Origin of the sequence: Mesorhizobium sp. M1A.T.Ca.IN.004.03.1.1, assembly GCF_003997555.1 — a bacterium.
Classification (GTDB): domain Bacteria; phylum Pseudomonadota; class Alphaproteobacteria; order Rhizobiales; family Rhizobiaceae; genus Mesorhizobium.
In genome coordinates this window covers 1-10,299 of record NZ_RZTV01000031.1, presented here as the reverse complement: position 1 = coordinate 10,299, position 10,299 = coordinate 1, and the positions used below count along the sequence as shown (strand labels likewise).

Annotated in this window: 12 protein-coding genes and 1 pseudogene; 10 read left to right on the top strand and 3 right to left on the bottom strand. The window is 62.4% G+C overall.

The window, feature by feature from the left end; genetic code table 11:
• The coding region (locus EOD29_RS36195; RefSeq protein WP_206520520.1) for a hypothetical protein at positions 1–573 on the top strand (573 nt) is incomplete at its 5' end.
• Positions 570–905, top strand: a complete 336-nt coding sequence (locus EOD29_RS30370; protein ID WP_127248755.1) for a hypothetical protein — start codon at positions 570–572, stop codon at positions 903–905. The genes EOD29_RS36195 and EOD29_RS30370, both read left to right, overlap by 4 nt.
• Here the strand turns inward: EOD29_RS30370 and EOD29_RS36190 are convergent.
• Together EOD29_RS36190 and EOD29_RS30360 are read right to left on the bottom strand one after the other, a co-directional pair.
• On the bottom strand, positions 902–1,255 hold the full coding sequence (locus tag EOD29_RS36190) for a hypothetical protein (protein ID WP_164763877.1): 354 nt from the start codon (positions 1,253–1,255) through the stop codon (positions 902–904). The genes EOD29_RS30370 and EOD29_RS36190 overlap by 4 nt on opposite strands.
• An 86-nt stretch (positions 1,256–1,341) precedes the next feature.
• The gene (locus EOD29_RS30360) at positions 1,342–1,560 is read right to left on the bottom strand and encodes a hypothetical protein (RefSeq protein WP_127248754.1); all 219 of its coding nucleotides are present in this window, start codon (positions 1,558–1,560) and stop codon (positions 1,342–1,344) included.
• A gap of 224 nt (positions 1,561–1,784) precedes the next feature.
• On the opposite strand from EOD29_RS30360, the gene EOD29_RS30355 reads away from it, so the two are divergent.
• Together EOD29_RS30355 and EOD29_RS30350 are read left to right on the top strand one after the other, a co-directional pair.
• Positions 1,785–2,021 carry a hypothetical protein gene (locus EOD29_RS30355; RefSeq protein ID WP_127248753.1) on the top strand — a complete coding sequence of 79 codons (237 nt, stop codon included), beginning with the start codon at positions 1,785–1,787 and terminating at the stop codon, positions 2,019–2,021.
• A 350-nt stretch (positions 2,022–2,371) separates the two neighbouring features.
• On the top strand, positions 2,372–2,917 hold the full coding sequence (locus EOD29_RS30350; protein WP_127248752.1) for a hypothetical protein: 546 nt from the start codon (positions 2,372–2,374) through the stop codon (positions 2,915–2,917).
• 28 nt (positions 2,918–2,945) lie between these two features.
• On the opposite strand, the gene EOD29_RS30345 is transcribed toward EOD29_RS30350, so the two are convergent.
• Entirely contained in the window at positions 2,946–3,554 is a 609-nt protein-coding gene (locus tag EOD29_RS30345) for a hypothetical protein (RefSeq protein WP_127248751.1), read from the bottom strand.
• A 267-nt stretch (positions 3,555–3,821) separates the two neighbouring features.
• On the opposite strand from EOD29_RS30345, the gene EOD29_RS30340 reads away from it, so the two are divergent.
• The 6 genes and pseudogenes from EOD29_RS30340 to EOD29_RS37535 all read left to right on the top strand — a co-directional run.
• Positions 3,822–6,350: a hypothetical protein gene (locus tag EOD29_RS30340; protein WP_127248750.1), complete on the top strand. Its 2,529-nt coding sequence runs from the start codon at positions 3,822–3,824 to the stop codon at positions 6,348–6,350.
• Between the two features lie 323 nt (positions 6,351–6,673).
• A complete protein-coding gene (locus tag EOD29_RS30330; protein ID WP_127248748.1) occupies positions 6,674–7,297 on the top strand; it encodes a type II toxin-antitoxin system HicB family antitoxin in 624 nt (207 codons plus the stop codon).
• Complete coding sequence (locus EOD29_RS30325; RefSeq protein ID WP_127248747.1) at positions 7,290–7,556, top strand: hypothetical protein; 267 nt, start codon at positions 7,290–7,292, stop codon at positions 7,554–7,556. The genes EOD29_RS30330 and EOD29_RS30325 overlap by 8 nt, the downstream gene beginning before the upstream one ends.
• Before the next feature lie 212 nt (positions 7,557–7,768).
• Positions 7,769–9,322: a collagen-like protein gene (locus EOD29_RS30320; protein WP_127248746.1), complete on the top strand. Its 1,554-nt coding sequence runs from the start codon at positions 7,769–7,771 to the stop codon at positions 9,320–9,322.
• Between the two features lie 158 nt (positions 9,323–9,480).
• A complete protein-coding gene (locus EOD29_RS30315; RefSeq protein ID WP_127248745.1) occupies positions 9,481–10,128 on the top strand; it encodes a hypothetical protein in 648 nt (215 codons plus the stop codon).
• 76 nt (positions 10,129–10,204) lie between these two features.
• Positions 10,205–10,299: pseudogene (locus EOD29_RS37535) on the top strand (MucR family transcriptional regulator); the annotation flags it as partial.

Here is a 10,299-nt window from a genome sequence, read left to right as displayed (position 1 = left end):
CGCAAGCGGTCGCGCAACGCGCCGTCGGCGTGGCAGTCGTCCGCGCAATGGCGGGCGATCGGATCCGCCGCAATTCGCGCGTGGAACCGCACGCGGTCCAATCTCCCGAAGTGCAATGCCGCTCGCAAGCGCGACGGCGAGCCCTGCCAGCAGATCGCGATGGCGAACGGCAAGTGTTTCATTCACGGCGGCCGGACGCCGCGCGGGAGCGAATGGCATCGAACGCAATGGCCGGACGGGAAATCGCCGGAGGCCGAAAAGAAACTGCAGCGCAAATTGGCCGAGCGTGAACGGTACGTGAAGAAGCGCGCCGCTTGCCTGGCCGCAATGTCGCCGGCGGAACGGGAACGGCACGCAGCATGGCATGCTGCGCGCAAGCCTGGCAGCGCCGCGGCCAGGGAACAGGCTCGAGCCGAGCGCAAGCAGAACGCGGAATTCCGCGAGATGATGGCAGCGGCACGGCCTGCGCCGAATGGCGAGGCGGCCGCACTGGAAAACCAGATCGCGACGCTGCGGGCCGAGCTCGAGGCGCGCCGCCGCGATGATCAGAAACCGATTGGAGCGTTCGCATGAGCGACCTTGGAGACGATGAGTTCGAAGCCGATGAGGCAATGCGCGCGGACATAATTCGCCGCGCCCGCACCGAAGGCGTTAGGACTGCCTACGAAAGCGCCCTAGCGGTTTGTCGGGATCCGAACGCACCGGCAGCGGCTAAGGCGTCGAGCCAGCGCACGTTGCTAATGGTCGGCGGCCTGCTCGACCGCAACGACCGAAACGCCGGCGCCGCGAAACCGGCGTCCGAAATGGATGGCAACGAGCTGCAGCAGGCGATTGAGCGCGCGTCCCGGAAGCGCAAGCGTCATCTCGATGCCGCGGCGAAGCCGACCGGCGGCGCCTTCGATTAGAGTGGGTTCAGCGCTGTTACGCTCCAATCGTCCAGATACGCTCTAATCGACGTCTCCATGAGAGACGCGGGCAGGGTCACCGAGAAGATGCGGAGTTGGAACGGACCCTGCGGATTCAGGTGATGCTCGATCGGGGTGTCCCAAATTCGGAAAAGGTCCATTCCCGGCGTTTCGGCGTACTCAGCCCTGAAGTCTCTGGCCTTCCCGCGAAAATGCGGAAGCAGATGCGCCGGGTAGACCAGTTGCATCAGGACGATCGGCACGCCGGATTCAGCGACCTTGGAAGGGTGAAGCACGTCCCATTGGGACGTTCCGGGCTTGTGCATGATGTGGCGCGACAGTTCAGGCATTTTCGTACTCCTTACGCAACGAAACAGACGTTGAGGCCCGCTGCCGGAAGCAGCGAGCCCTGGGATTTCATGAGTTGGACGAGCCGCTATCTGGCGGCAGCGGTATTCAGGCTCTCGTGGCGGCGCAGGAGATCGGTGCAGCGTTCGCGGATGAACGCGCTTGACGTGTTCTTGTGATACGCTTCGACCTCGTCGAGAAGCTCCAATATCTCCACTGGGTCGGCGTTTTCCCTTTCAGCGCGCCGTAGCTCAGACGCGATCTGGAAAAACAAATTTACCTCGTTCTGCTTGTTGGTATTCGTCATGGCCGTTCTCCGCTTTTGAAGTTTTTATGGGCACAATAACGGGCGGTTGACCGACGTAGGTCAAGCTATATTTTTAAACGGACGTCGTTGATTATTGTCGATTCGACCGATCGACTCGTAATACACCGCAAAATATTGAATGAATTACTTTATTCGCGCCGAGATTGGAAAACCGTTGATTTTGATGCTAAGTCAGTCGACTGAGGTTTGATTGGGGGCATGCCGTGGCCATCACGGAACCGACGATTTATATCCCGCTAGGCCTTTGCGCGGCCTACGTGGTATGGCGATTCTTCGCCCCTTCCTTCTTCATGAACCGCGAGATCGCTCGCCATGCTCGGATGGACGCGCTCCGGGAGCATGAGCGCGGCCGGTTGGCGGAGGCGCTGGCGCCGCTGGAACCAAAAATCGGGCCTGGCGAGATCGAAGCCGTGATCGAGCGCTATCTGGATGCCCGCTGACGGGTCGGTTTTGGGCCGAAAAAGTGGCTCTGCTTGCAAGCCGCTACCACACGCATCCCTTAAGTCATTGAGACTGCTGGCGAGACAACTGCATAAGTATTGCAGTTGGTGCGCTCGACGCGTCCATTTCGGGCGGGCGGCGCGGTAGCGCGACCAGGGTCCTAGGCTGGGTGCCACCCCTGGCATCACACCAAACGCGTCGGCCGAAACCCCGGCGACCTGTCGTAGGAATTTGCGGCCGTTTCAAACTTTTGACCCGCAAAAAACCCGCCGAAACGACCCTGAAATTTCCGATTTTTTCGCGCCGTGGACCGCCGTACCGTCAGCATCGACGAACTGGATTCCGCGCCATGCAGACCGAATTCCTGATGCCCTTCGCCGAAGATGGCCACGCTGAAGGCGATCCGCCGACCCGGGCGGAAATTGCGTTCGATGACGCGATTGACCGCTTCCTCTTCAGCCTCTGGAAATGCACGCTGCCCGATGTCGACATCACCTTCGAATTGCCCCTGACCTTGGAAGGGCTTCGCAAGTTCCGGCCGGCTTTCCAACTCGACGCCGAGCGCCGCGACAAGCTGGTCAGGTCAATCGCGGATGCGGCCGCTGCGGCCGTTCGACGGCTGCCTCCGACCTATAATCCCGGCATGATTATTGTGTGCATGAGCGCCGCGACGATCATCGTGCAGCATTGGGCCGAAGACAACCCGGAAAGGGCCACGCACCACCCGCACCGGATCGAAGACGCCCGCATGTACGTGAAGATGCTCGAGCGCGATCTGCACAACTTCTGCGACTACGCATGGCTGCAGCAGCGCAAGGCGCAGCGTCAGCGTGAGGTTGTCCGTTCGATGCTGACTGCGCCCGACGGCTTCGGCGTCGACCAGGTGGCAGCGTGATGTTTGCGCTAGGGCGTGTAGGCAGCCGTCAATTGGCGAACGGATCCTTTGGAGAGGGCGAAGCTACGGCTCCGGCAAATGGATCAGTCGGAACCCCATCCTTCCGCCCCAGATAGGCGTCGACCTGATTCTGGCAATTAGCCATCTCTGCCAGGGCGTCGTTCGATCCCCGCAAGCTCAGGTTCAGGATTTGCCGTCCATTGAAGAGTACGCGCAGGGAATGCCTTCGCATCAGTTGATCAACAAAGCCGGTTTGGTTTGTCCCAATGACCAACGCAGGTATCGAACCAAACCGAAAACCCGTAGCGGGTGAGGGCCAGCCAGCCTCGTTGTCGATCTGTAAAATAAGATCGTAGTCCTTGCCGGCCTCAATGGATGTCCAGTTCACGTTGCCAAGTGAGACATAAAGAGCTGAATTGGAAGTCGGCCCCTGAAACCCGACCCTAAAGACGGTATTGTCTTCGTAGAGGGTCGCTATAAAGCAACGATAGTCGGTTGTTTTGTCAACTCCCCACGTGCCGACGTTTCTCCAAAGCGCTGTCTCTTGATTCGGTTGGGAATTGGATTGAGAGACCGCGTCTACCGTCGATCCGAGAAGAAAGAGCGCTGCAAACGAGCCAAGAACACGAAAGAACATAGCTGCCTCCCCAAGCCGATCCCATAATTGCGCTATTTGACTGTTGAGTCGAGGGCTTCTCCGATCCATGGTGAATAGAATTGAGGTGCTTCTGGTCTGGATATTACGCCTAACTTCCAATAAAATATTTGTGCCGGAACACTCGCGGAACTCGGGCAGCCGCACCGCCGCGGGCTCGCCCGCATCCGAAACCGAACCTCACCACAAAATCGCATCCCTTGGGCTGTGCCCGAGCGCGTCGACGGTTCGAACTGACGGAGTGTTCCGATGCCCGGTCCTTGGGAGAAATACCAGCAGACGCCCGCTGTCCCTCTCGGCTTCCGCATCGTGTCGCAGCCGACCCCGAGCCAGCCAAGGTTCCCGGACGTTCCGGTTCAGACTGCTCCGGCCGCCCCCGCAAATGTCTTCGATCAGTTCGACGCGCCGGCGGCCGATCCATGGGCCGCATTTCCCGATGCGCAGCCGTCCGGCGCCGCGGCGAAAAGGGATCGCCTTCCTCAACCAGGGCCGTGGACGAAGTATACGGGCGTTCGATCGTCGCTTGCCACCGGCACCAGTGCGGCTGACCCGGTGACGTTGGAGATCAACGGGCACCGGGTTGAAGTCGACAGCAGCTTCCGCTCGATGCCGCATGACCAGCAACAAGCGACGGTCGATGAGATCGCCAAGTCATTGCCGACAGCCGGGCCATGGACGAAGTATGGCGCATCGGCTTCGTCGCAAAACGTCACACAGGTAAAGGCGCCCGACGGGAGCATTGTCGAGTTTCCCGACGGCACGCCCGACGATGTCATGGCGAAGGCCATGCAGGAGAAGTTCGGCGGCCCGACGGCGCCCGCGCCGACGCAGTATTCGACGGCCGCGGACGTCGGGCTGTCGTTCGGATCCGGCGTACCGCGTGGCATCGTCGAGACCGCGATGTTCCCGGTCACGCTCAGCCGAATGGTCGAAGGCGCTGGCAACTATCTCTACAACAAGGCTGAGAACGGGGTGCGCTATGCCATCGGCACTGAACCCCTCTCCGAAGAAGAACTGGCGCGCCGCGAGGCCGGCATAAACGCTTCGCCGGCCTACGGTCTTCAGGACCGCACGCGCGAGATCATGGACGCCGTCCTGCACAAGCCGCAGACAACGGCCGGCGAATATGCCGGCACGCTTGGCGAGTTCGTTGCACCCGGCGCCGTGCCAAGCAAGGCCGCACGTCTCGCGGCCACGGGGCGCGAGATGGCCCAACGGGTCGGAGAAGACTTGTTCGGCAACATCGTCGTGCCAGCCGTCACGTCGGAGGGAGCCGGCCAGGCGACAGAGGGCACGGAGTACGAAGGGTTGTCGCGGTTCTTGGGCGCCCTGTTCGGGAATGTCGGAACGGCGGCTGGTCGTGCCTACAATGCGCCGGAAGCAGTGGTCAGGCGTGCCACGAGCGAAATGACCGACGCCGATTGGCGGCGGGCGCTCGGGCTGCAGAACAACACCACGGGCGTGCGGCTGACCGGGCCGGAAGCCATTTCGCAAGCCACCAACGGTGCCAGCGCACTCCCGAACCTGCTGCGCGTTGTCGAGGGAAGCGTGGACGGCGGCGCGCGCACCGGTCCCTTCTTCGCGGCGCGGCCGGGTCAAGTCGACACGGCCGTCGGTCACGTCCTCAAGCAGATCGCTCCGCCGAGCGCGCGGCCGCATTCGGTAGGGCCACAGGCGGCGGAAGCTGCGGCCAATGTGATCGACCGGACCCGCCAGGGCATCAACGCTCAGACACGCCCACTCTACGACGCCGCGCAGCAGCAGATCATTCCGCAGGCACAGTTCGCGCCGATCGCCGCCGACCCGCGCTTTGCCGCCGGCTTGGCGCGCCTGCGGGGGAACCCAGAACTGGCTCCCGACTACGCGCATCTGCCGGACAACTCGATCGGAGTGATCGACGCTGTGACGAAAGACCTTGCGGCCCGCGGCGAGGCCCTGCGGAACACAGCAAATCCCCTATACGGTCCCGAGCTCGCGAGCCGCAGCACTGCCGCGGCGGCGGACGCGCGCAACCTTGCCACGACCCAGTCGCCCGAATATGCCCAGGCGCTGGCAGAGCAGGAAGCGTTGCGCCGCACGGTCCTTAATCCCCTCGAGCGCGGTCCGGTCGGCCGCGTGGCAGCCGCCCAAGACACGTCCACCGCTGGCAACGCACTGCTGCCCCAAAATCCTTTGGCGGGCTCGGCCGGGGAAGCGGGGGACGCAACGCGTCGGCTCGTCGCGGAAGATCCGGCAGCAACGGCCGCGTTGGTACGCCAGAACCTGGCCGACCGCTTCGGCCGAGCCAACACGGAAACCCAGTCGGGATCGCGGGAGTTCGCCGGCGCCAAGTTTCACAAGGACGTCGCCGGCAACGACACGCGCCAGGAAGTGCTCGACGCCGTGCTGCGCGAGATTCCTGGTGGGCAGGCGGCAGCCAGCATGCCGGAGTTGCTCGACGTCCTTCAAGCCACCGGCCGGCGAAAGCAGATCGGCAGCGCGACGGAGTTCAACCGGTCGCTGAATGCCGACTTGGGCGGCGCTGCGTCGCCCACGGGCTTGGCCATCGATCTCGTGAAGTCCTTGGGCACGTCAGTCGTCAGGGCCGGCGACGCTGTCAAGCGCGCCGCGCTGCGCAGCAATCTCCGGGCGCTGGCCGACATGTTCATCGATCCGCAATCGGTCGAGCTCATTCGCAACGCGAACAACCGCGGCGCCACGATCGGCATCGGCGACGCGTTGGGGCGCACCGCGGCGGAGGCCGGCGGCACAATCTACGCCCCACCGGGTGGCCGTTAGAAACTTTTTGGCCTCTTGCCAGAAGCTTCATCCGGCCTTAACTAGAGGAATGCGATACCACGGGTAGTATCAGGCGTGGGCGGCCAACTTAACAAACTCTGCGCTGCGATACGAAATAACCCGAAAGGCGTTCGGTTTGACGACGCATGCAAAGTTGCCCGATTGCTCGGCTATACGAGCGAAAAAGGTGCTGGGTCGCACAGAGCCTTCGCCCGTCCCGGTGATCCCGTGGGGCTCAATTTCCAAGAGACAAAGAACGGGCAGATTCCGCCTTATCAGGCGAAGCAACTGATAGAGGCGTTGGACAAATATGAGGACGAGCTGTGACAGTCGCTGATCGTTACCCAGCACATGTGTTTTGGAGCGATGACGATGAGGGTTTCATCGCAGTGGCTCCAGATTTGCCAGGATGCTCCGCATTCGGCGAAACCCGCGAGGGTGCGCTGGCGGAACTCCTGCCCGCCATCGACGCGTGGATCGCGGCCGCGCAAGCGGCTGGAAATGAAGTTCCCAAACCGTCAAAGCCGGCCGAAAAGCAGCAGTATAGCGGGAAGGTTCTCCTTCGCATGCCGAAGGACTTGCACGCTCGGTTGGCTCGGGCAGCGGAAGACAATAGCGTTAGCTTGAACCATCATATGGTCTATTTGTTGGCTTCTGCCCTTGTCGAAAGCAAAGCATCACCCGCGGCAGATATGGAACCCTACTGGGTAGAGGGCAACAAATATAGAATGTTTTTAAGTAAAAGCACCTCGCCTGATCCGGCAGTAAAGGTTCATAGATTGGGCTTTGGAAAAAGGCGTCAATCGTGGTCTTCGTGGAGCGAGCACGTCGTTGAGCCATGCCCGGTTTACACTTACTCCGGCGGAACGGAAGTTTTGTCCACCAATGACATAGCTCAGTGGCACGGGCCATATCTTACTCTTGCGGGAAATTCACGAGATGGCTGAGCCAACTCAATACTCATTCACGCTCCAAGAGCTCGCGGAGCTTCTTGTTCGTAAACAAGGGATAACCGAGGGTCGGTGGGCAGTTGGATTTGATCTTTCGATCGGCGTCGGGATCATGGGCCCGAACGAGGTCGACGCTCGTCCGGGCGCGATGATTCAAATCTCAGGGGTGAACATCTCCAAGGTACCCCCTGACAGCCCGGCCAATGCGAACGAGGCTGTCTTCATAGTTGATGCCGCTGCGTTGCCTTCAGCGTAGTCGGAACATCGCTACACCGACGCGGCACGCGATGGCTTCTGCGCGTGCTTTGTGCTATCCTTAACATTGCCGGAACCGCGCAGAACTCGGGCAGCTGCATCACCCGCCCCGGCCTTCGGGGCAAAGATCAACCACTTTCCCTCTTCCGATCTCATCCATGAGCGTGCGCCACGCCGGCGCGGTCGGGGAAGTGCAGTTGCGCGTGATGCAAGATGCCGAATCCCGAGAAGCCCACAATCGAATTCAGCTACAAGGTTCTGCAGAATTGGCTGCAGGGCGGCACCGCTCTGGACAATGACCTGGCGAACCTTGCCAAGGGCATCGGCGACACGATCGATGCGCTAGCCGACGTCCGGCGCGCGGACGGTGCGCTGAACAACGAGATCGTAACACCGGACAGCCTTTCACCGGCAGTGCTCGACATGTTTCAAGCCGAAGGGCCGACCGGACCAACTGGACCGGCAGGCTCTACCGGCAGCGTGGGCGCGACAGGCGCCACCGGCCCTGTCGGTGCGGCCGGCGCTAGTGGAGCGACCGGCCCAGCGGGAGCTACCGGGCCAGTCGGCGCGACCGGCCCCGTCGGTGCTGCAGGCGCGGTTGGTGCGACGGGACCGACCGGCATTGGAGCGACCGGCGCCACGGGTCCGATTGGCGCAACGGGACCGATTGGGGCCACCGGTCCAGTTGGAGCCACGGGACCAATCGGCGCAACGGGACCGATCGGAGCCACTGGCCCGGCCGGAGCGACAGGGCCGGTAGGCGCGGATGGCGCCGGTGGCCCGGCGGGTCCAACTGGTCCCACCGGCGCGACAGGGCCGGCGGGGAGCGTTGGCGCGACCGGCCCGGTTGGCGCGACCGGACCGGCAGGATCCGGCGACTTTATGGGCCCGCTCTCGTCAGTGGCCGACAATATCGTCACCTTCGCCGGCACAACGGGCAAAGTCGGCAAGGACAGCGGCATCGCGGTCGGGAGCGTCGCCACCGGTCCGGCATCTGCGGTCTCGGGCAATCTTCCAAGCTTCAACGGCACAGGCGGCAAGGCACTTCAGGACAGCGGCATCGCGGAATCCAGCGTGGCGCTGAAGGGATCAGCCAACACCTTCACGACAAGCCAGACCATCACTCTTGCGGTCGGCCAGGCCATAGGTGTCAACGGCGGTCCTGCCGCCGGCACGCCCGGGCTTACAGTCAACACCGTAAACCCGGCGACGGGCGCTGCGGCCTTCGTCTCGTTCAATCGAAGCGGCGCCTACGCCGTCAACTTTGGCCTCGATACGGACAACGCCCTGAAGGTAGGCGGCTGGTCGATGGGGGCGAATGCCTACCGGATTTTCCACGAAGGACTTTCGGGAGCAATTCCCTATGCGGCGCTCGCCTCAGCGGCCGTCGCATCCAATAGCGAGTTCCAGCTAGGCACGGCCAGCAAGCTCCTGACGGCGTCGGCGCTCAAAGCCACAGTGGCTTATCAGGCGCTGGCGGACGCGGCGACCATCTCTTGGGACATGTCGTTGGGCAACAACGGCTCTGTCGCGCTGGCCGGCAATCGCACCCTCGGCAATCCGACCAATGCCAACCCGCTCTTCGGCTTCGTCCTGAAGGTCACGGCCACGACTTCGTCTCGCACGTTGGCGCTGAGCGCCAATTTCGTGCCGGCAACCGGCGTCGAGGCGTTCCCGATCACCATAGCCACCACAGAAACCGTGTTCCTGGTCGGCTTCGTCGACACGAGCACCCGGCTCGTCATCACCGGCGTCATTCGCACCTAAGGGGAGATGCTGACGTGATCGATCTTGCGCCGCCTCCGCTTTGGTTACCTCCGAAGCCTGCAATCATTCGCGCTGCCCATGATCTGCGCCCGCCGAACATAGCGATGCTTCCCGGCATTGCACCGCTGTTGGTCAGTGGAGCGCCCCCTGCGGCTCCCGTGGACGTTACGGTTACTCAGGCCCTGACTATCCACCCGGTCGAGACGCAGACCGTCACCTGGTCCGGTGTCGCCTTCGGGTCGGCTGCTCCCAATCGCTACGTCTTCCTGGCCGTCCCTTATTACACGCTGGGGACGGCCGGAGCGTCTATCTCCGCCGGAACGATTGGCGGCGTCACGGCCACAATCGTGGCGAGTCCAGGGCGGGGCGGCTCAGCCACCGGCGGCTTCTCGATCGGAGTGGCGATCGTCTATGCCTTGGTGCCGACGGGGACTTCCGGCAGCGTCACGCTGACGCTGGCGACCAACACGACCTTCCGGCCACGAATCTGCGTCTATCGCGTCGTCAATCTTCAGTCGACAACGCCGGTGCAGTTGCTCTCAGCCAACAACATCGACGCCACCGCCCCGCTGAGCCGAAGCGTCTCCGCCACAAAGGACGGGTTCACGATGATCGTCTGCTCAGTCTACGGCAACTCGACCACGCGCACCTTGTCGGGCCTGACACAAGATTACACGGTCTCTCCCGTCGCCTCGATGCAGTTCATCGGCGGCAGCATCGAAAATACCAGTACGGGCACTGTGACGGGCACCGTCACGGGCGGCACGACGGGCAACTGGTGCGTGGCAATGGCCTCGTTCAGGTAGCGTCTTCGCGCTGTTGCGCTGGGCCGAAAACCGGCTAAGAGACTTCAGCTATTTTTGGCGCAATCGGAGATACTGCATGTCGGAAGAGAATGAGAACAGCCGAAGCCAATTGATCGAGCTCACCGCCGACATCGTGTCTGCCTATGTCGGCAACAACCCCGTGCCGGTTGC

Coding starts and splice junctions, on each gene's coding strand:
- EOD29_RS30370 (WP_127248755.1), top strand. CDS start 570: ATGAGCGACCTTGGAGACGATGAGTTCGAAGCCGATGAGGCAATGCGC.
- EOD29_RS36190 (WP_164763877.1), bottom strand. CDS start 1,255: ATGCCTGAACTGTCGCGCCACATCATGCACAAGCCCGGAACGTCCCAA.
- EOD29_RS30360 (WP_127248754.1), bottom strand. CDS start 1,560: ATGACGAATACCAACAAGCAGAACGAGGTAAATTTGTTTTTCCAGATC.
- EOD29_RS30350 (WP_127248752.1), top strand. CDS start 2,372: ATGCAGACCGAATTCCTGATGCCCTTCGCCGAAGATGGCCACGCTGAA.
- EOD29_RS30345 (WP_127248751.1), bottom strand. CDS start 3,554: ATGTTCTTTCGTGTTCTTGGCTCGTTTGCAGCGCTCTTTCTTCTCGGA.
- EOD29_RS30340 (WP_127248750.1), top strand. CDS start 3,822: ATGCCCGGTCCTTGGGAGAAATACCAGCAGACGCCCGCTGTCCCTCTC.
- EOD29_RS30325 (WP_127248747.1), top strand. CDS start 7,290: ATGGCTGAGCCAACTCAATACTCATTCACGCTCCAAGAGCTCGCGGAG.
- EOD29_RS30320 (WP_127248746.1), top strand. CDS start 7,769: ATGCCGAATCCCGAGAAGCCCACAATCGAATTCAGCTACAAGGTTCTG.